We start from the raw sequence: 19,562 nt of genomic DNA, 5'->3' as shown, positions 1-19,562 counted from the left end.
TCGGTGCGGGGGTCGGTACGGGGTCGGGTCGGTACGGGTGACGGCCGGTCAGGCGGTCTCGGCCGGGCCGGTGGTGGGGCGCAGCAGCCGGGTGGCGGCGAGGGCGGTCGCGGCGAGGGCCGCCGCGGTGACGGCGAGGGCGGGGCGGGGGCCCCAGACCGACCAGGCGGCGCCGAAGGCCAGTGAGCAGGTGAAGCGGGCCAGCGCCTGGCCGGTGCCGACCAGGGCCTGGCCGGCGCCCTGCCGGTCGTCGGGGACGGTGGCGGCGGTGGCGGCGGCCAGCACGCCGTCGGTGGCGGCGTAGAAGGTGCCGTGCAGCAGCAGGACCAGTGCCGCGGCGGGCAGCCCGCGCAGCGGGGAGAGGACCACCGCGTAGCCGCCGAGCAGGACGGCGTGGCCGAGCAGGAACAGGGTGCGGCGGCCGATCCGGTCGGCGGCCAGGCCGAGCGGGACGGCGAGCAGCAGGAAGACCGCGGCGGTGCCGAGCGGTAGCAGCGGGAACAGGTGGGCGGGCAGGTCGAGTTGGCGCTGGAGCAGCAGGTAGAGGAAGGAGTCGCTGACGGTGGTGAGGCCGAGCAGCACGGCGGCCAGGGTGAGCCGGCGCAGCGCGGGCCGGGACAGCAGGGCGAGCGCGTCGCGCAGGGTGGGCCGGGGCCCGGTCGGGGCGGCGGCGGCCTGGCCGTCCCGGGTGGGCCGGGCCGGGACGAACAGCACCAGCAGCAGCACGCCGAGCACCGCGACGCAGCCGGAGACCGTGAACACCGCGCCGTAGGAGGACCGTTCGGCCCGGTCGTCGGCGATCCGCAGGACCGCGAAGGCCAGCAGCGGGCCGATCAGCGCGCCGGTGGTGTCCATCGCGCGGTGCACGCCGAACGCCCGGCCGCGGTGCTCGGGCGCGGTGGCCAGCGAGATCATCGCGTCGCGCGGGGCGGTGCGCAGGCCCTTGCCGGTGCGGTCGACCGCCAGCACGGCGCCGATCAGCGGCAGGGTGTGGACCAGCAGCAGCAGCGGTTTGCAGAGCGCGGACAGGCCGTAGCCGAGCCCGGCGACCAGCTTGTGGCCGCGTCCGCCGCGGTCGGCGAAGTGGCCGCCGAGCAGCCGGACCAGCGCGCCGACGCCGTTGTTGATGCCGTCGAGCAGGCCGAAGCCGAGCGGGGACAGGCCCAGCGCGGTGACCACGTACAGCGGCAGGACCGCGCTGACCATCTCCGAGGAGACGTCGGTGACCAGGCTGACCGCGCCGAGCGCGAGCACGGTGCCGGGGACGGCGGCGCGCCGCCCCGGGCGGGTGCCCGGGACGACGGCCGCGGCGCGGTCACTCTTGGTGGAGCGGGCGTCCGCGAGGTACATCGGGCGTCAGTTCCAGATGCCGGTGATGTCGGTGGCGGAGGCGGCGTTGCCGGCGTGGGTGCTCAGGCCCGCCAGGTCCTCCAGGGTGCGCAGCACGTTGTAGTGGTTGTAGGTGGTGGAGGTGCTGGAGCCCGCGATGACGTGCTGGCCGTAGACCAGGGTCGGGATGCGGTTGCCGGAGAGGCTGTTGTCCTCGTCGAAGGTGACGATCAGCAGGCTGTTGTGGGTCTTGGCCCAGCTGGCGTACCCGCCGAGGTTGTTCTTGATCCAGGTGTCGCCGGTGGAGACCGAGCAGTCGTGCATGTCGCTGCACAGGTTCGGCACCACGAAGGAGACCTTCGGCAGCGTCGAGTAGTCGGTGGGGAACTGGGCGAAGGTGTACGCGGTGCTGGTCGGCACGTTGGAGAAGCCGAACCACGGGTTGTGCTTCTGCGCGTACTTGCCGCTGGAGCAGACCGTGGAGCCCTGGCTGGGCAGGGTCTCGTTGTACGAGCCCCAGGTCTTGCCCGCGGCGATCAGCTCGGAGGCCAGGTTGGCCGCGCTCTTCGAGCCGACGCCGACGCAGCTGTCGTCCGTGCGGCCCTGGTTGGAGCCGGAGAACAGCATGTAGTAGTTGGGCTCCGACGGGTGGGTCAGGCCGTAGGACTGGGTCAGGCTGGCGCCGCCGGCCTTGATCGTGTCGTTCAGGTACGGGGCGCTGGAGCTGCCGACGACCTGGCTGTAGGCGTGGTTCTCCATCACCACGACGATCACGTGGTCGGGGCTGGGCAGCGCGGCGGCCTGCGCGGCGGTGCCGGTGGCGGCCCACAGGCCGAACGAGGCGGCGGTGAGGGCGGCGGCACTGCCGATCGCGGTCAGGCGGCGCTTGGCGCGGCGGCTGAGCTGAGCGGACATCTCGGAGGTCCTCCGGGGGCGGGGAAGGTGCCGGACAGGGGTGGTGGAGCGCCCGAAAGGCTAGGGCGGAGTCCGTGGCCACCGGGACTTTTGACACATGAAGAACAAGCGAACGGTTGGCGGGCCGCCGGCACCCCGCCGACGCTTTTCGGCCGACCGGGCGACGCTTCTCACACCTGTCCCGATTGACCCTGCTCGGACCGACATGGTGGGATTCCAGGCGGCCCGGCGGACGACCGGCACGGAGCGGAACGGACGGGAGGCCGGGCGTGGCGGACGGCGCACCCGACCCCCCGGCGCGCGCCCCGCGGCTGGTGCTCGGCCTCGGACTGCGGCGCGGCACCCCCGCCGCCGAGCTGCTGCGCACCGTCGACGCGGCGCTGTCCTCCCTCGGTCTGGACCGCACCGCCCTCGCCTTGGCCGCCACCTTGGACGGCAAGCTCGACGAACCCGGACTACGGGCCGCAGTACGGGAGTTGGGCGTCCCGCTGACCGGTCACCCGGCCGCCGTGCTGGCCGCCGTCCCGGTGCCCGGCGGCTCCGCCCGGGTCGCGGCCGCGGTCGGCACCCCCAGCGTCGCCGAAGCCGCCGCGCTCGCCTCGGCCGGGCCCGGCGCACGCCTGCTCGCCCCGCGCACCGCCACCGCCTCGGCCACCGCCGCGCTCGCCGCACCGCCCCAGGAGGACAACAGGTGAACCAGCAGCCCGATCTGCGCCATCACGGCGACGCCGAAGTGCGCGCCGCCGGGCTGGTCGACCTCGCCGTCAACGTCCGCACCGGCACCCCGCCGGCCTGGCTGCGCGCCCGCCTCGCCGCGACCCTCGGCGACCTGGCCGCCTACCCCGACGGCACCGCCGCCCGCGCCGCCGTCGCCGCCCGGCACGGCCGGCCCGCCGCGGAGGTGCTGCTCACCGCGGGCGCCGCCGAGGGCTTCGTGCTGCTCGCCCGGGTGCTGCGACCGCGCCGCGCGGTGGTCGTGCACCCCCAGTTCACCGAGCCGGAGGCGGCGCTGCGGGACGCCGGGCACCCCGTCCACCGGGTCCTGCTGACGCCCGAGCAGGGCTTCCGCCTGCCGCCCGGCGCGGTGCCCGAGGACGCCGACCTGGTGGTGGTCGGCAACCCCACCAACCCCACCTCCGTCCTGCACCCGGCCGCCGCCCTCGCCGCGCTGGCCCGGCCCGGCCGCACCCTGGTGGTCGACGAGGCCTTCATGGACACCGACCCCGGCGAGCCGCAGAGCCTCGCCGCCGTCCGCGACCTGCCCGGCGACGTGGTCGTGCTGCGCAGCCTCACCAAGACCTGGGGCCTGGCCGGCCTGCGGATCGGCTACCTGCTCGCCCCCGCCCCGCTGGTGGCCGCGCTGGCCGCCGCGCAGCCGCTCTGGCCGGTCTCCACGCCCGCGCTGGCCGCCGCCGAACTCTGCTCCGGCCCGGCCGCCCTGGCCGAGGCGGACCGCGCCGCGCGCACCACCGCCGCCCACCGCGAGCACCTGCTGGCCGGGCTGGCCGCGCTCCCCGGCGTCCGCGTCCACGGCACCCCGGCCGCGTCCTTCGTGCTGGTCCGGCTGGCGGGCGCCGACGCCGTCCGCGCCCGCCTGCGCGAAGCGGGCTACGCCGTGCGGCGCGGCGACACCTTCCCGGGCCTCGGCCCGGACTGGCTGCGCCTGGCCGTCCGCGACCCGGCCACCACCGACGCCTTCCTCACCGCGCTGCGAGCCGCGCTCGCCGCGCGCTAGCCACCCGCCTGCGCACCCCGTAGTAGCGGGCCACCAGGATGCCGATCAGCGGCCCGAGCAGCAGCACCGGGGCCGAGAACGCGGCGGCCAGCGAGTGCCCGGTGGCCAGCGAGACGGCGAACCAGACGGCGTACACCACCAGGAAGACGAAGACGGGCCACAGCAGCGCCCGGCGCGGGGAGATCACCTGGTTGCTCATCCGATCTGTCCTTTCGAAGCGGAACGTCCCGGCCGCCGCACCCGGCGCGCCCGCCCTCCGTTCCGATCGCCCCGTCGGCGGGGGTGCCGGGCGGCTGGTACCGGTTCGGGTGCCCGGGGGCGGACGGTTCATGCCGTCCGCCCGATCGGCCGTCAACTCCCGGGCGCCCACCGCCCCGTCAGTACAGCGTGACCGCGTCCCCCGGTTCCGCCGTCCCCGGGACGACGACCTGGGCGTAGGCGCCCAGGCAGGGCAGCGGCGGCAGTTCGGGCAGCGGCCGGACCCGGTTCTCCCGGGCGGGGCGGCGCAGCGCCTCCGGGTCGGCGGGGAGGGCGCCGTGGGCCAGGGTGGGGATCGCGCAGCGCGGGGTGGCGGCGATGACCCGCAGGCGCAGGCGGGGGCCGACGGCGAGTTCGCGGCCGATCCAGGCGTTCTCGGCGTACGGTTCGCCGTCGTGGTCGATCACCAGGTTGGGGCGGTAGCGGGCGGCGGGGGCACCGGCCAGGCTCGCGGTGGTGACCAGGTGCAGCGGGGCGAAGTCGAAGAAGCTGCCGGGCGCCGCCGCCCCGCCGAACTCCTGCACGGTGTACTCGACTTCGGCGTCGATCCCGGCGGCGAGCACCTGCTCGGGGACGGAGCGGCGCAGTGTCGCCCCGGGCGGGCGCTCCTCGATCAGGCGGACGGGGCGGCCGAGCAGGGCGGAGATCGCCGCGTCGTCGAGTGCGGCGCCGTCGGGGCCGGTGATCCGCACCCCGCCGTCCTCCGTCTCGGCCCGCAGCGTGAGCAGGCGGCGCCAGGTGCGGGGCTCCTTGGCGCTGGCGATCCGGCCGTCGGTGAGGTCGAGCAGGGCGTAGCGGCGGTCGCCGTCCAGGCCGCCCGCGTCGATCCGGGCCCGGGCGACCTCCTCGCCGAGCAGCGACTTGACCGGGTGGCGGTGCAGTGCGGCGAGTCTCAACTCCCGTTCTCCTCAGCCCAGTCGGTGAGCGCGGCGAAGTCGGCGGGGCGCAGCCCGCAGCGGTGGTCGACGATCAGGGTGAGCGCGGGGGCCGGGTGGTGGGCGGCGATCCAGGCGGTGTCCTGCGGTTCGATCTCGTCGTCCACCCAGGCGAAGGGGCGGCCGGCCGCCCAGGCGACCAGGTGACGGGTCTTCCAGTGCAGGCCGTCGGGGTCGCCGTGGTGCATGGACGGCCAGTCGACGTAGGGGAGTTCGGGCAGGCCGAGGAGCGGGGCGAGGTGCTCGTTGGCCTCGTCCTTCCAGGTGGTCGCCCAGACGAGCTCGTAGGGCAGGGCGCGCAGCGCCGGGCCGTGCCCGGGGTGCAGCCAGACCCGCAGCGGCCTGGGGGTGCGGATGCCCGCGGCACGCTGCCGCTCCCGCCAACTGCGCACCGGCAGGCGGTGGGTGAGGTAACCCTCGGGACGGCGGTAGGGGCGACCGACGTACGGGGCGAGCGGGCCGTCGACGTCGAGCAGCAGCAGCGGACGGGTCACCGGGCCTCCTCGCGGGCGAGCCAGGCCCGGGCGGCGGCGATCCGGCGGCCGGTGGCGGGGTGGGTGGCGAGCAGCAGCTCGACCGCCCGGGGCGGGTACGGGTCGGCGATGTTGGCGACCGCGAGGCGGCGCTGCATGGCGATGAACTGCTCCGCGTCGCGGGTGAGTTCGAGGGCGTGCCGGTCGGCGCGGGCCTCGATCCGGCGGCTGGCGGCGCACTGCACGGGGATGCTGAGCGCACCGAGCAGGGCCGCCAGGGCGGCCAGCAGCGGGAGGGAGCGCGGGTCCTGGGCACGGTCGGCCCCGGCCGCGTCCAGCAGCGGACGCCAGGCCAGCAGGGCGGCCAGCACCGGCACCACGACGGCCGCGCCGAGCGCGCCCAGGGCGGTGCCGGTGGCGACGTCCCGGTGCTTGACGTGGCCGAGTTCGTGGGCGGCGACCAGTTCGATCTCGCGCGGTTCGGCGGTGGACAGCAGGGTGTCGTACACCACGATCCGCCGGGTCGGGCCGAACCCGGAGACGTACGCGTTCAGCGCGGTGGTGCGGCGGGAGGCGTCGGCGACCAGCACCTCGCGCACCGCGACGCCGTCGCGGCGGGCCAACTCCAGCAGCGCGGCGCGCAGTTCGCCCTCGGGCAGCGGGGTGAACCGGTTGAACAGCGGCTCCAGCACCAGCGGGTGCAGGAAGGACAGCACGACGGCCAGCAGCGCGGCCCCGACCGCCCCCGGCACCCACCAGCGGCCCGGCCAGCGGCCGATCAGCGCGTACAGCCCCAGGGCCAGCGGCAGGAACAGCGCGAGCGTGACGGCCGTGCCGCGCACCACGTCCACCGCCCAGCCGCCCCACCCCTGCGTGACCAGCCCGTACCGGGCGGACACCGCCCGCACCCGGGCCGAGAACGGCAACGCCACCACCCGGCCGAGCAGCACCAGCGCCGCACTCCCCGCCACCACCTCGGCCGCCCAGCCACCCCCGAACCAGCCACCGACCACACCCACCAGGCCCGCCCCGGCCGCGGTGAAACCGAGCACCACGCTCAGCACCAACCCGGCCACCTGCCCACCCAGCGCCCACGGCAACCGGGCCCGACGCAGCGCCCGGCCCCGGGCCAGCTCCCCCGGGGTGAAGTCGGCATCAGCGGGCGCGGTGTCGGTCATGGGCCCAGCCTAGGGCCCGCGACGCCCCTCGGGAGGGGGTGCGCGGCCCGACCGTGCACCGGCCGAAGACCGGAGCCGGTCCGAACCGGTCCGGACCGGGCAGCCCGGCGGCGCTCGCCCCGACGGGACGGCCGCCTCGGCGGGTCCCTCCCCCCACTCCGGCGCCCACCGCGCCCCGCCCGGCCGGAGTTCCGACGCACGCAGCACACGGACGAGTTCGCACCGGTCCGGGGCCCGGGCGCAGCCCGACGGACATCCGCGCCGCCGCCCGGCGGAAGGCCCGGACCGGTGGAAAACCGCTCGGGGCGAGGCCCGGCCAGGCGGCCGTCCCGGCGTGCCGTCCCTGTCTTCCGCGCCGTCCGCGCCATCCGCTGCCCCCGGCGGGCGACCCCGACCGACGGGACCTGACGGCCTCCACCACCGACCCGGCGCACCAACCGTCACCGACCCGGCGCTATCCGCCCCGTCCGCCGTACCGCCGCCCCCGGCGGGAGGCCCGGGCCGGTGGGAAACCCACTCGGGGCGAGGCCCAAGTAGGGCCTGACGGCCCGCACAGCCGTCCCGGCGTGCCGTCCCTGCCTTCCACGCCGTCCGCGCCATCCGCCGCCCCCGGCGGGCGACCCCGACCGACGGGACCCGACCGCCTCCACCACCGACCCGGCGCGCCAACCGTCACCGACCCGTCGCCATCCGCCCCGTCCACGCCGTCCGCCGTACCGCCGCCCCCGACGGGGGGACCCGGGCCGGTGGGAGACCGCTCAGGGTGGGGGGAGGGGGCGGCCTACGATGGCCGGATGGTCGAGGAGAGCTTGCGGGTCGCGCTGGAGTTCCGTCGCGGGTTCGCCCGGCGGCAGGCTGCTGAGGTGGTGGAACTGCCGGGCGGGTTCGGGGTGTTGAGCGAGGAGTTCGGGTACTCGCACGAGCACAACCAGCTGGTGCTGGACGCTCCGCCGAGCGGGGTGGACGTGGCGGGGCTGGCCGAGGAGGTGCTGGGGCACCTGGGGCACCGGCGGATCTCGGTGTTCGACGACGCGTCCGGGGTGGCGCTCGTGCCCGGGCTGGCGGCGGCCGGGTACCGGCACGAGACCGAGGTGGTGATGGTCCACCGGGGGCCGGTGCCGTCCGGCGGGGGTGCCGGGCCGGTCGGGTTGGAGGAGCTGGCCCCGGCCCTGGAGCGGCAGTGGCGCTGCTGGCTGCCGTGGGCCGCGGACGAGTCGATCGCCCAGTTGGTGAACCGTCGCACCGCCCGCGCCGGGGGCGCCGAGCGGGTGCTGACGCTGGCCGCCCGGGACACCGACGGCGAGTTCGGCTCCTGGGCCGACCTGTACCAGGACGCCGCGGGCACCGCCCAGATCGAGGACCTGGCCACTGCCGAGGACCGCCAGCGCCGCGGCCTGGCCGACGCCGTGCTGGCCACCGCGCTGCGGCTGGCCGCCGACCGCTCCCCCGGCGGCCTGCGCTTCCTGGTCGCCGACGCCGAGGACTGGCCCCAGCGGTGGTACGCCCGGCGCGGGTTCGTCACGGTCGGCCGCACCCACGGTTTCGTCCGGATGTGACGCCCGGCGGGCACGCGGACGCGGCGGCCCCGGACGCGGCGGCGCCCGCCGTCCCCTCGCGGGGGCCGGCGGGCGCTGTCGTGCGGTACGGGGCGGGTCAGACCTGGCCGGCCTTCTCCAGGGCCTCGCAGCAGGTGTTGACCAGCAGGCGGGTGACCACGTACGGGTCGACGTTCGCGTTCGGGCGGCGGTCCTCGATGTAGCCCTTCTGCTCCACCTCGACCTGCCACGGGATGCGGACCGAGGCGCCGCGGTTGGACACGCCGTAGGAGTAGACGTTCCACGGGGCGGTCTCGTGCTTGCCGGTCAGGCGGGACTGGATGTCGTCACCGTACTGGTTGACGTGCTCCAGGACCTTCTCCTGGGAGGCGCCGAGCGACTCGCAGGCGGTGATGATGGCGTCGTAGCCCTCGCGCATCGCCTTGGTGGAGAAGTTGGTGTGCGCGCCCGCGCCGTTCCAGTCGCCCCTGGCCGGCTTGGCGTCGAGGGTGGCGTCGATGCCGAACTCCTCGGAGGTGCGGTAGAGCAGGTAGCGGGCGATCCACAGGTCGTCCGAGACGGTCAGCGCGTCGACCGGGCCGATCTGGAACTCCCACTGGCCGGGCATGACCTCGGCGTTGATGCCGCAGATCGCCAGGCCGGCGTCGATGCAGCGGTCGAGGTGCAGCTCGACGATCTCGCGGCCGAAGACCTCCTCGGCGCCCACGCCGCAGTAGTAGCCGCCCTGCGGGGCCGGGTAGCCGCCCTCGGGGAAGCCGAGCGGGCGGGAGCCCTTGAAGAAGGTGTACTCCTGCTCGATGCCGAAGATCGCCTCCTGCGCGGCGTAGCGCTCGGCGACCTCGCGCAGCGCGGCGCGGGTGTTGGTCTCGTGCGGGGTGCCGTCGATCTCCAGCACCTCGCACAGCACGAGGATGTTGTCACCGCCGCGGATCGGGTCCTTGACGACCTTGACCGGCTCCAGCACGCGGTCGGAGGCGTGGCCCTCGGCCTGGTTGGTCGACGAGCCGTCGAAGCCCCAGGTGGGGATCTTGTCCGCGTTCGGCAGCACCCGGGTCTTGGAGCGGAGCTTGGCGGTCGGCTTGGTGCCGTCGATCCAGATGTACTCGGCCTTGATCGCCACTGCGGTGATCCTCACTGCTTGGGTGGTGGGGTGCCCGCGTAGCGTCGCAAGCCGCCGTTTCCCGGTTGTTCCTCCGATGTAACGCCCATGTGAACCAACGGTCCGCAGCGGCACGCTCACCCACCGGGAGTGCCTGTCTCACGATGTGGTCACATCGGTGAGACAGAAGGGGCGGAACGGACGCCCGCGCGGACGCCCGTCCCGCCTCCGACCAGCGGTGACGCGTCCGGGTCAGCGGTGCCGCGCGTGCGCCGCCCGGCGCCGCCGCGTCATCCACACCGCGGCGGCGCCGGCCACCAGCAGCGTCCCGCCGCCCGCGGCCAGCACCGTGCTGCCCGAGGAGCCGGTGTACGCCAGTTCCTCCTTCGCCGCCTCGGGCACCGCGCGGTTCTGCGCGGACGCCGGGGCCGCGGGCGCCTTCGACGGCGAGGCCGCGGGCGAGGAGACCGCCGCGGGCGAGGAGACCGCCGCGGCCGGGACGACCGCCGCCACCGGCTTCCGGCAGGACACCGAGGCGACCGTCACCGTGCCGTTCACCTTGGCCACGTTCAGGTTCAGCGGGTTCAGCGCGACCTTCACCTCCAGCGCGGCGGCGGCCGCCGTGCTGCCGGTCACGGTCTTCTTGGCGAACTCGACGTCCACCGAGCCGATCGCCGGAACGTCCACGTGCGTCGGCGAGTTGAGACCCACCGTCACCGACTTGCCCAGCACCGTGAGCCTGGCCGGCGCGACGACGTCCGCGGTCGGCTGCCCGTCCACCGGGCAGTTCGCCTCGGCGCTCATCGCCTCCAGCCCGAGCAGCGTGGTCAGCGGCAGGCCCGGCACGTGCAGGTCGGCGTTCACCAGCTTCACGGACGCCGCGGCCAGCCGGTCGTCCGCCCTGGTGACCGACTTGCCCACTTCCGCCTTCACCAGCGTCACCGGCCGCCCGCCGTCCACCCCGTCCACCTTCGCGGTCAGCACCGCGCCGTCCCGCTGGGCCGGCGACTCCACCCGGTTCAGCGCCACGTCCACCGGTACGTTCACCGTGTTCAACAGGGTGACGTCCAGGTCGAGTCGGGCCGTGACCGCGCTGGCCTTCCCGGGCTCGGCGGGGGTGCCCCCGGCATCGGCGGCGAAGGCCGCCGGGGACGGCAGCGCGACCGCGAGCGCGGTCGCCGCGAGGGCCGAGGCGGCGACCGAACGCAGAACAGACATGGCAGGAACCCCCACACGTGGTGAACGGAAGAGCGCGTCCGCGACCTCACCCGGCGCACCGCACGGGGAGGGGACTCGCGCTCTCGACTGCCGTCAGTCTCTTCGAACAGTGCGTCACTCCAGCAACACAGAGCGTCATTTCACTCCTTCGGGTGAGGTTGACGCTCCGAGCTGACCGTTGTCGACGCATCCGGTGCGAGTTCGTTCGCGGAAGTGGCAGCCGGAATCCGGGAATTCCACATCGGCGGACCGGAACGCGCATCAGTGCGCCGGGGCGGAGCAGAAGAGGAGCGAGTCGGGCCGCCACCGAGGAGGCCCGAACCGGCCAACTGGAGGATGACCCATGGCGACCGCCCACAGCAGTGCCCGACCCTGGGCCTCCACCGCTCCCCGGCGGCGGAGCGGCACGACCGGCCGGACGACCGCGCGCCACCAGTCACGGCCCGCGGAGCAGCCGGTGTCGGAGCGGCCTGCGGAGCAGGGGCAGCAGCCCACCGCCGAGGACTGGCGCCACCGCGCCGCGTGCGCGCAGGAGGACCCGGAGCTGTTCTTCCCGGTCGGGACCGGCGGCTCTGCCCTGCGGCAGACCGAGCGGGCCAAGACCGTGTGCCATGGCTGCCCCGTGCTGAAGCAGTGCCTGAGCTGGGCGCTGGAGTCCGGCCAGGAGTACGGCGTCTGGGGCGGCACCGGCGAGGAGGAGCGCCGCGCCATGAAGCGCCGCGCCGCCCGGGAGCGGACCCGCGGCGCGCACTGACCTCCGCGACCCCGGACTCCCCGTACCGCCGGGGGAGTCCGGGGTTCGGCGTTCGGGGTCCGGCGTTCAGGTCAGGGCAGCCGCCAGTCGACGGGCTGCCCGCCCTGGCGGACCAGCAGGTCGTTGGCCCGGCTGAACGGCCGGGAGCCGAAGAAGCCGCTGTTCGCCGAGTAGGGGCTGGGGTGCGGCGATTCGATGCTGGGGACCTGGCCGAGCCAGGGGCGCAGCTCGCGGGCGTCCCGGCCCCACAGGATCGCGACCAGCGGTCCGCCGCGGGCGGCGAGCGCCCTGATGGCCTGTTCGGTGACGGCCTCCCAGCCCTTGCCCCGGTGGCCGTTGGTCTTGCGGGCCTGGGTGGTGAGGGCCCGGTTGAGCAGCAGGACGCCCTGGTCCGCCCACGGGGTGAGGTCGCCGTTGGAGGGCGCCGGGAGGCCGAGGTCCTGGCTGTACTCCTGGTAGATGTTGACCAGGCTGGCCGGTATCGGCCGGACCTCGGGCGCGACGGAGAAGCTGAGGCCGACGGCGTGCCCTGGGGTGGGGTACGGGTCCTGTCCGACGATCAGCACCCGGACGTCCGCGAACGGCTGCTGGAAGGCCCGCAGGACCTGCGGGCCGGGCGGCAGGTAGGAGCGGCCGGCCGCGATCTCGGCGCGCAGGAAGTCCCCCATCGCGGCGACCTGTCCGGCGACCGGCGCGAGGGCCTGGGCCCAGCCGGGTTCAACGACTTCGTGCAAGGGTCGAGCAGCCATGACGGCAGCCTATCGGCCGGACCGACAACCGGAGTTCACGAGGGCCCGCACGCCGACCACCGGGGCCGGGGCCGGGACCACCGGGCCGGAACGGGACGCCGGAGGCGGCGGGCGGCGGTGCGCCGGGCGGTCCGGGGGGCGGTCCGGCGGCGCGGTGCGGCGCGGTCCGGCGGCGCGGTGCGGTGCGGAGCGGAAGGCTTCGCGTGCGGCACCGGGCACGGGCGCGGGGCTCACACCGGCTTCCCGTTGAGCACCACGTGCGCGGGCGCGGCCAGGACCCGCAGGTCGGCGCGCGGGTCGGTCGGGTAGAGGACGAGGTCGGCGGGGGCGCCCTCGGTGAGGCCGGGGCGGCCGAGCCAGGCGCGGGCGGACCAGGTGGTGGCGGCGAGCGCCTCGACGGGGGTGAGGCCGGCGCGGGTGAGTTCCCTCGCCTCCTCGGCGACCAGGCCGTGGGCGAGCGAGCCGCCCGCGTCGGTGCCGACGTAGATCGGGACGCCGGCGTCGTGCGCGGCGCCGACGGTGTCGTAGCGGCGGGCGTGCAGGCGGCGCATGTGGGCGGACCAGGCCGGGAACTTGGCCTCGCCGCCGTCGGCGAGCTTCGGGAAGGTCGCGATGTTGACCAGGGTGGGGACGATGGCGACGCCGCGTTCGGCGAAGGCCGGGATCAGGTCCTCGGTGAGGCCGGTGGCGTGTTCGACGCAGTCGATGCCGGCGGTGAGCAGGTCGGGCAGCGCGTCGGTGGCGAAGCAGTGCGCGGTGACCCGGGCGCCCTCGGCGTGGGCGGCGGCGATCGCCTCGGTGAGGGCGTCGCCGGGCCAGCAGGCGGCGAGGTCGCCGACGCCGCGGTCGATCCAGTCGCCGACGAGTTTGACCCAGCCGTCGCCGCGCCGGGCCTCGGCGGCCGCGTACGCGGCGAGGTCGCCGGGTTCGATCTCGTGGGCGTAGTTGCGGATGTAGCGGCGGGTGCGGGCGATGTGCCGGCCGGCCCGGATGATCTTCGGGAGGTCGTCGCGGTCGTCGATCCAGCGGGTGTCGGCGGCGGAACCCGCGTCGCGGATCAGCAGGGTGCCGGCGTCCCGGTCGGTGCGGGCCTGCTGCTCGCTGGTGTCGCGGTCGACGGCGCCGTGCGCGTCCAGGCCGACGTGGCAGTGCGCGTCGACCAGGCCGGGCAGCGCCCAGCCGGTGAGGGTGGCGGTGGGCTCGGCGGCGGGGCGCTCGAAGGTCACCCGTCCGTCCACGGACCAGAGTTCGGCCCGGACGTCCTCCGGACCGACCAGTACCCGGCCCTTGATGTGCAGCACCGCGCGGTCCGTCATGCCTGGCACTGTACTCGGCGTGCTCGGCGGCACCCGGCGCACCCGGCGTCGGTCGCGGGCCGGCGGCCGATCTGCGGCAGACTGGTCGGCGGCGACCTCACGTCCCCGGCCCGCCCCGGCGGCCCTCCGCTGCACCGAAAGGCTCCCCCGCATGCTGCTCGACCTTCCCCCGCTGACCGCCGCCCGGTTCGCCGCGATCGAGGACGGGGTGGCGGCGCTGCTGCGCACCGGCAACGACGTGATCGTCACCCAGGGCGAGGCGCTGCTGCCGCTGGAGGCGGCGATCAAGGGCGCGGCGCACCCGGGTTCGACCGCGCTGAACGTCGTCACCGGCCCGTACGGGCAGACCTTCGGCGGCTGGCTGCGCGCCGCCGGGGCGAAGGTGGTCGACCTGGTGGTGCCGTTCGACGAGGCGGTGAGCGCCGAGCAGGTCGCGGAGGCGCTGGCCGAGCACCCGGAGATCGACTTCGTGTCGCTGGTGCACGCCGAGGCGGCGACCGGCAACACCAACCCGGTCGCGGAGGTCGCCGAGGTGGTGCGGCGGCACGGCGCGCTGCTGATGCTGGACGCGGTGGCCTCGGTGGCCGCCGAGCCGCTGCTCACCGACGAGTGGGGCGTCGACCTGTGCGTGATCGGCGGGCAGAAGGCGATGGGCGGCCCGGCGGGCGTCTCGGCGGTGTCGGTGAGCGAGCGGGCCTGGCAGCGGATCACCGCGAACCCGGCCGCGCCGCGCCGCTCCTACCTCTCGCTGCTGGACTGGAAGGAGCGCTGGACGGACGCCGGGCGCACCCAACTGCCGCACGCTCCGGCCCAGTTGGAGATGCTGGCGCTGGAGGAGTGCCTGGCCGCGATCGAGGCCGAGACGCTGGACGCGGTGATCGCCCGGCACCGCGCCGCGGCCGCCGCCACCCGCGCGGGCGCCCTCGCCCTGGGCACCGTCGCCCCGTACGTGCGGCGCGCCGAGCACGCCGCCCCGGTCGCCACCACGCTGCGCACCGCCCTGGGCGCGAGCGCGGCCGACCTGGCGGCCGAAGTCCGCCGCCGCGCCCCGCAGTTGCCCGTGCAGGCGGGCGGCGCGCTGGCCGCCACCATGCTGCGCCTCAACCACTACGGCCCGGCGGCCAACCCGGAGACCGTGCTCGCCACCCTGGAGCTGCTCGCCGAGGCCACCGGCGCCCCGGCCGCGGCGGCGGTCGTGGCGGCCACCGAGGCGTGGGAGCAGGCGATCTGACGCACCGTCAGTGGTCGAGCCAGGAGACCGGCAGCTCATCGCACAGCGCGTCGAGCGCCTCCTCGCTGACCGCCCGCATCGCCAGCCAGGAGCCGTCCCGCACCACCAGCAGGCCCTCCGGGCGGGCGAAGAACCGGGTGTCGACGCCGGGTTCGTGCAGGCGCGGCAGTTCGGTCCAGTCGGCGAGGTCGGCGAGGTCGGCCGGGTCGACCTCGCCCGCGTCCACGTACGCGTCCTCGTCGAGCAGCGGCTCGGTGAGGACGACGGACAGGCACTCGGTGGAGAACCGGGCCGTCCAGGGGGTGATCTCCAGCGGCACGGACGGGGCGACGTCCGGCCAGCCGACGGTGGGCGGGTCGTCCTGGCCGAGGGCGGCGAGCGGGATGCCCCAGTAGGCGCAGGACTGGTTCTCCACCCGGTGGACCAGGCAGCCCCGGTCGACGTACAGCTCCGCGGGCGGCAGCAGGGTGTCGTGGTTGCCGGTGAGGTCGGGCCGGTTGCCGATCAGCCGGTGCGCCTCGCGCAGCGCGGCGGGCAGGCGCAGGCCCAACCGGGCCTCGGCGGCGTCGAGTTCGGCGTCGAGTTCGGCGTCGATTCCGATCCCGGCTTCGGCCCCGGTTCCGGCCCCGGTTCCGACTTCGGTTCCGGCCCCGGGGCGCAGCGGGGTGCCCCAGAAGGCGGCGATCTCGGCGATCAGCCGCCAGGCGGCGGCGCGGTCGGCGAAGACGGCGGGCAGGTCGCGGGCGAGGTCGAGCGTCATGCCCGGCAGGGTAGCCCCGGGCGGTGACAGGGTTCGGCCGCCGGTGGTCCGCCGTTCACCGGGCGGGCGGGTGGCGTACGCCCGCGGGGTCTTGGCTGGGCAGCCCGCGAAGTTGGCTGTACAACTTCCGGTACACCTGGAGGCTGCCCGATGTCCGTGCCCCACCCGTACTGGCTGCGCGACAACTGCCCGTGCGCCGACTGCCGAGACCCGCGCGGCGGGCAGAAGCTGTTCCAGATCGGCGACCTGCCGGACGACCTGGCCGCCGCCGAGGCGGTCGAGGACGCCGCCGGTCTGACGGTGCTGTGGTCCGACGGCCACCGCTCGCACTACCCGGCCGGGTGGGACGCGCCCGCCGGCCCCGACGAGCGCACCGAGCACGCCAAGCGGCTGTGGGAGGCCGCCGACTTCGCCCGCGGCCTGCCCGAGGCCGACTGGGCCGGGTACCTGGCCGACCCGGAGGAGCGGATCGCCGTGCTGGCCGCCGTCCGCCGCTGCGGCTTCGCGCTGCTGCGCGGCGTCCCGGTCGAGGAGGGCCGGGTACTGGCCGTGGCACGGAGTTTCGGCTACGTCCGGGAGACCAACTACGGCGAGCTGTTCGACGTCCGGGTCGAGCCCGACCCGGCGAACCTGGCCTTCACCGGCGCCGCCATCGCCCCGCACACCGACAACCCCTACCGGGACCCGGTGCCCACCCTGCAACTGCTGCACTGCCTGCGCAACGACGCCGAGGGCGGCGACTCCGGCCTGGTCGACGGCTTCCGCGCCGCCGCGCTGCTGCGGGACGAGGACCCGGCGGCGTTCGCGCTGCTCACCCGCACGCCGGTGCCGTTCCGCTACCGCGACCGAGGCGCCGAACTCTCCGCCGAACGGCCGCTGATCGGACTCGACCCGCGCGGCGCGATCCGCGAGGTCCGCTTCAACAACCGCTCCACCGGGACGCTGCGCGGCCTGGCCCCCGCCGAACTGGACGCCTTCTACGCCGCCTACCGCCGCTTCGCCGCGATCACCCTGCGCCCGGAGCTGCGCCTGGACTTCCGGCTCGCCCCCGGCGACTGCCTGCTCTTCGACAACACCCGCCTGCTGCACGCCCGCACCGCCTTCGCCGGTGGCGAAGGCGGCGGCACCGGCCACCGCCACCTCCAGGGCTGCTACGCCGACCTCGACGCGCTCTCCTCCACCCTCGCCGTGCTGCGCCGGAACACCACCGCCCTGGACGAGTTGGAGGCCCTGTTCGAGGGCGAGGGCGCCGGCGAGTACCTCGGCGAGGCCGTCACCATGGCCGCGCACATGCTCCAGGCCGCCGCCCTGGCCCGCGCCGCCGGCGCCCCGCCCGCGCTGGTGGCCGCCGCCCTGCTGCACGACATCGGCCACTTCCGGGGCAGCGGGCTGGAGTTGATGGCCGGCACCGACAACCGCCACGGCGCGACCGCCGCCGCCCGGCTCGCCCCGTACTTCCCGCCCGCCGTCACCGAGCCGGTCCGTCTGCACGTCGAGGCCAAGCGCTACCTGTGCGCCACCGAGCCCGGCTACGCCGCCCGCCTCTCCCCCGCCTCCGTCCACACCCTGGCCCTCCAGGGCGGCCCGATGCCCCCGGCCGAGGCCGCCGCCTTCGCCGCCCACCCCCACCACGCCGACGCCGTCGCCGTCCGCCGCTGGGACGAGGCCGCCAAGGACCCGGCCGCCGAGACTCCCTCCTTCGCCGAATTCCGGCCGCTGCTGCTGGAGTTGATGCGCTAACCGCGAACGAGGGCCAGTTCGAACCAGACCTTCCGGCCGGAGAAGCTGTGCTCGGCACCCCACCGGTCGGCGAGCCTGCTCAGCAGCAGCAGGCCCCGGCCGGTCCCCTCTTCGCCGTACGGTTCGACGGCCTCCAGGTCGGGCAGTTCGCGGTGGTCGTCGGTGATCTCGACCAGCAGGCGGTCGGTCGCCAGCAGGTACAGCCCGATCGGGCTCATCGCCACCCCCACCGCGTCGGTGACCAGTTCGCCGATCAGCAGTTCCGCGGTGTCGGCGATGAACCCCAGCTCCCACTCGACGAGTTGGCTCCGCACCAGCCGCCGGATCAGCGGCACGTCGCGCGGCCGGGGCCACACCTCGTAGCGGACCGCCCTCACCCGCCGGACGCCGTCGAACGCGGCGACCAGCACGGCGAGGTCGTCCCGGCGCTCCGCCGCGCCCGGCGCCTCGAAGGCGAAGTCGCACAGCTGCTCAGGCGACCACCCCGACCCGATCAACTTCGCGCAGTGGTCCGCCAGTTCGACCTGACGGCCGGTGCACAGCACCAGCGCGGAGCCGTCCGGCACCTCGATGGTGCGGGCGGTGAACGGGACGCCGCCGACCCCGATCGGGGCGCCGGCGGGCAGGTCGACCTCCGTCGATCCGCCGCCGGGGTGCAGCAGGACGGGCGGCAGGTGGCCGGCCGTGGCGAGTTCGCAGGTGCGGGCGACCGGGTCGTAGACCGCGTACAGGCAGGTGGCGAGGTGGTCGTCGCCCAGGCGCTGGGCCAGGTCGTCCAGGTGCCGCAGCAGCCGGGCGGGGGGCACGTCCAGCAGGGTGAAGGCCTGCACCCCGGCCCGGAGCCGGCTCATCGCCTGGACGGCGGGCAGGCCGTGGCCCAGCACGGCGCCGACCACCAGGGCGATCCGGTTGCCGTGCAGCGGGACGGCGTCGACCCAGTCGCCGCCGGCCCCGTCCCGGTGCCCGCCCGGCCGGAAGCGGTGCGCCAGCCGCACCCAGGGCGCGCCCGGCAGGGTGCTCGGGATCATCGACCGCTGGAGCGCCCGCGCCAGCCGGGCCTCCGCCCGGTGCAGCCGGGCGCTGTCCAGCAGCAGCGCCCCGCGCTCCGCCAGCCCGGCCAGCAGCCCGGTCTCGGCCCGCCCGTACGCCGCCCGGCCCGCGCCGCCGACCAGCCGGAGCACCCCGAACACCTCGCCCCGGACGGCCAACGGCAGTGCCAGCAAAGGCTGTTCGGACAGTTCGGCGTGCGCGGGAGCGCCCTCCCGCAGGAGCCGTTCGACCTGTCCGCGCGGCACGGCGACCTGGCCGCGGGCCGGGCCGTCGGGCGGTTCCCCGGCGGCGGCGAGCCGGTGCAGGAGGACGGCGTCCGGGGTCCAGCCGTCCGGCGACTCCTCGCCGTCGACGAACGCGGTCCGCACCTCGACGGTGGCCGCGGCGGCCCAGCCCGGCACGAAGACCGCGCACAGTTCGGCAGCCGTGGTCTCCGGGTCGGCCCCGGTGCCGACCGTCCGGGCGAACTCCCGGGTGAGCACCGCCGCGGGCGACTCCAGCTCCGCCCGGTAGCCGAACTCCCTTTCCTGGCGGGCCCGCTGGGTGACCAGCGCGGCCTCGGCGGCGAGCAGGCGGGCCTCCAGCCGGACGCACTGCTCCTCGGCGTCGTGGCGGAGCGACTGGGCCCGGGCGAGTTCGGCCCGCAGCAGGTCCAACTCGCGTTTCAACGCCCGCAGTTCCTCCCGGGCGTACTCGGCGCCGGAGCCGTCCGAGCGGCGTTCCAGCCCGCCGGGGCCGGGGTCGTAGCGAGCGGCGGCCCGGTCGGCCTCCAGTTGCCGGTAGCGCTGTTCGGCCTGCGCGGCCTGCGCCTCGGTGGCCTCCAGCGAGCGCAGCAGGTGCCGTTCCCGGACGCCCGCCAGCTGGAGTTCGCGCTCCGCCGCGCCGAGCCGGTCGCGCAGCTCCTCCACCTCGTGCCGGGCCGCGTTGCGCACCCGCAACGCCGCCATCCGCAGCCGGTGGGCGTGCTCCCGGACGTCCGGGGAGACCGACTGCCCGGTGGTCGCGGCGACCTGGCCCAGCAGCTCGTCGACGAAGTCCTTGGGGGCGATCCGCGCCCCGCTCAGGTAGCGCGAGACACTGCCCTTGTCGCGGCTGCACCGGGCGGCGTACCGGGTGAGCGAGACGCCCAGGGCCCGGAACAGCTGGTCGAGGAAGGCGGTGAAGGCCGCCACTTCCGGTTCCCCGCCCGGCAGTTCGAGTGTCATCGCCCGCCCTCCCCCGTTGCCGGACATCGGCAATCCGTTGCGTCTGGCGCAACGCCCGGCC

General features: G+C 75.8%; 18 protein-coding genes. 6 read left to right on the top strand and 12 right to left on the bottom strand.

Features of this window, described 5'->3' with window-relative positions; all coding sequences use genetic code 11:
- Positions 1-48: 48 nt before the first annotated feature.
- Positions 49-1,350, bottom strand: a complete 1,302-nt coding sequence (locus ACIP60_RS29730) for an MFS transporter (RefSeq protein ID WP_400690031.1) — start codon at positions 1,348-1,350, stop codon at positions 49-51.
- Between the two features lie 6 nt (positions 1,351-1,356).
- Positions 1,357-2,244 (bottom strand): alkaline phosphatase family protein, encoded by an 888-nt coding sequence (locus tag ACIP60_RS29725; RefSeq protein WP_400690028.1) that lies wholly within the window; start codon positions 2,242-2,244, stop codon positions 1,357-1,359.
- A gap of 269 nt (positions 2,245-2,513) precedes the next feature.
- On the opposite strand from ACIP60_RS29725, the gene ACIP60_RS29720 reads away from it, so the two are divergent.
- Together ACIP60_RS29720 and cobC are read left to right on the top strand one after the other, a co-directional pair.
- On the top strand, positions 2,514-2,939 hold the full coding sequence (locus ACIP60_RS29720; protein WP_400690025.1) for a cobalamin biosynthesis protein: 426 nt from the start codon (positions 2,514-2,516) through the stop codon (positions 2,937-2,939).
- Positions 2,936-3,979: an Rv2231c family pyridoxal phosphate-dependent protein CobC gene (cobC, locus tag ACIP60_RS29715; protein WP_400690022.1), complete on the top strand. Its 1,044-nt coding sequence runs from the start codon at positions 2,936-2,938 to the stop codon at positions 3,977-3,979. The genes ACIP60_RS29720 and cobC overlap by 4 nt, the downstream gene beginning before the upstream one ends.
- On the opposite strand, the gene ACIP60_RS29710 is transcribed toward cobC, so the two are convergent.
- The 4 genes from ACIP60_RS29710 to ACIP60_RS29695 all read right to left on the bottom strand — a co-directional run bounded on the left by ACIP60_RS29710 (position 3,945) and on the right by ACIP60_RS29695 (position 6,823).
- The gene (locus ACIP60_RS29710; RefSeq protein ID WP_100840202.1) at positions 3,945-4,178 is read right to left on the bottom strand and encodes a hypothetical protein; all 234 of its coding nucleotides are present in this window, start codon (positions 4,176-4,178) and stop codon (positions 3,945-3,947) included. The genes cobC and ACIP60_RS29710 overlap by 35 nt on opposite strands.
- Before the next feature lie 178 nt (positions 4,179-4,356).
- On the bottom strand, positions 4,357-5,133 hold the full coding sequence (locus tag ACIP60_RS29705; protein WP_400690018.1) for an MOSC domain-containing protein: 777 nt from the start codon (positions 5,131-5,133) through the stop codon (positions 4,357-4,359).
- Positions 5,130-5,666, bottom strand: coding sequence for a hypothetical protein (locus ACIP60_RS29700; protein WP_400690015.1), 537 nt, complete (start codon positions 5,664-5,666; stop codon positions 5,130-5,132). Before ACIP60_RS29700 ends, ACIP60_RS29705 begins: the two co-directional genes overlap by 4 nt.
- Complete coding sequence (locus ACIP60_RS29695; protein WP_400690012.1) at positions 5,663-6,823, bottom strand: M48 family metallopeptidase; 1,161 nt, start codon at positions 6,821-6,823, stop codon at positions 5,663-5,665. Before ACIP60_RS29695 ends, ACIP60_RS29700 begins: the two co-directional genes overlap by 4 nt.
- Positions 6,824-7,617: 794 nt before the next feature.
- On the opposite strand from ACIP60_RS29695, the gene ACIP60_RS29690 reads away from it, so the two are divergent.
- A complete protein-coding gene (locus tag ACIP60_RS29690) occupies positions 7,618-8,379 on the top strand; it encodes a GNAT family N-acetyltransferase (RefSeq protein ID WP_400690009.1) in 762 nt (253 codons plus the stop codon).
- Between the two features lie 97 nt (positions 8,380-8,476).
- Here ACIP60_RS29690 and glnII read toward each other — a convergent pair whose 3' ends face one another.
- Complete coding sequence (gene glnII, locus ACIP60_RS29685) at positions 8,477-9,499, bottom strand: glutamine synthetase (protein ID WP_111552892.1); 1,023 nt, start codon at positions 9,497-9,499, stop codon at positions 8,477-8,479.
- Between the two features lie 231 nt (positions 9,500-9,730).
- Positions 9,731-10,696 carry an SCO1860 family LAETG-anchored protein gene (locus ACIP60_RS29680; RefSeq protein ID WP_400690006.1) on the bottom strand — a complete coding sequence of 322 codons (966 nt, stop codon included), beginning with the start codon at positions 10,694-10,696 and terminating at the stop codon, positions 9,731-9,733.
- A 457-nt stretch (positions 10,697-11,153) separates the two neighbouring features.
- Between ACIP60_RS29680 and ACIP60_RS29675 the strand changes: the two genes are divergently transcribed.
- On the top strand, positions 11,154-11,450 hold the full coding sequence (locus tag ACIP60_RS29675; protein WP_400690003.1) for a WhiB family transcriptional regulator: 297 nt from the start codon (positions 11,154-11,156) through the stop codon (positions 11,448-11,450).
- Positions 11,451-11,521: 71 nt separating this feature from the next.
- Here ACIP60_RS29675 and ACIP60_RS29670 read toward each other — a convergent pair whose 3' ends face one another.
- Entirely contained in the window at positions 11,522-12,199 is a 678-nt protein-coding gene (locus ACIP60_RS29670; RefSeq protein ID WP_282202841.1) for a uracil-DNA glycosylase, read from the bottom strand.
- 230 nt (positions 12,200-12,429) lie between these two features.
- Positions 12,430-13,515 carry an amidohydrolase family protein gene (locus ACIP60_RS29665; protein ID WP_400689999.1) on the bottom strand — a complete coding sequence of 362 codons (1,086 nt, stop codon included), beginning with the start codon at positions 13,513-13,515 and terminating at the stop codon, positions 12,430-12,432.
- A gap of 151 nt (positions 13,516-13,666) precedes the next feature.
- Between ACIP60_RS29665 and ACIP60_RS29660 the strand changes: the two genes are divergently transcribed.
- Positions 13,667-14,746, top strand: coding sequence for a pyridoxal-phosphate-dependent aminotransferase family protein (locus ACIP60_RS29660; protein WP_400689997.1), 1,080 nt, complete (start codon positions 13,667-13,669; stop codon positions 14,744-14,746).
- 7 nt (positions 14,747-14,753) lie between these two features.
- On the opposite strand, the gene ACIP60_RS29655 is transcribed toward ACIP60_RS29660, so the two are convergent.
- Positions 14,754-15,506, bottom strand: a complete 753-nt coding sequence (locus tag ACIP60_RS29655; RefSeq protein ID WP_400689994.1) for an SMI1/KNR4 family protein — start codon at positions 15,504-15,506, stop codon at positions 14,754-14,756.
- Between the two features lie 150 nt (positions 15,507-15,656).
- Between ACIP60_RS29655 and ACIP60_RS29650 the strand changes: the two genes are divergently transcribed.
- Positions 15,657-17,246, top strand: coding sequence for a TauD/TfdA family dioxygenase (locus ACIP60_RS29650; protein ID WP_400689990.1), 1,590 nt, complete (start codon positions 15,657-15,659; stop codon positions 17,244-17,246).
- Here ACIP60_RS29650 and ACIP60_RS29645 read toward each other — a convergent pair.
- Positions 17,243-19,501 (bottom strand): SpoIIE family protein phosphatase, encoded by a 2,259-nt coding sequence (locus ACIP60_RS29645; RefSeq protein WP_400689987.1) that lies wholly within the window; start codon positions 19,499-19,501, stop codon positions 17,243-17,245. The genes ACIP60_RS29650 and ACIP60_RS29645 overlap by 4 nt on opposite strands.
- Between the last annotated feature and the right edge of the window lie 61 nt (positions 19,502-19,562).

Origin of the sequence: Kitasatospora sp. NPDC088783 (genome assembly GCF_044750705.1) — a bacterium.
GTDB classification, from domain to species: Bacteria; Actinomycetota; Actinomycetes; order Streptomycetales; family Streptomycetaceae; genus Kitasatospora; species Kitasatospora fiedleri.
Note: the sequence above shows the minus strand (reverse complement) of the source record. Positions and strands in the feature narration are given on the sequence as shown.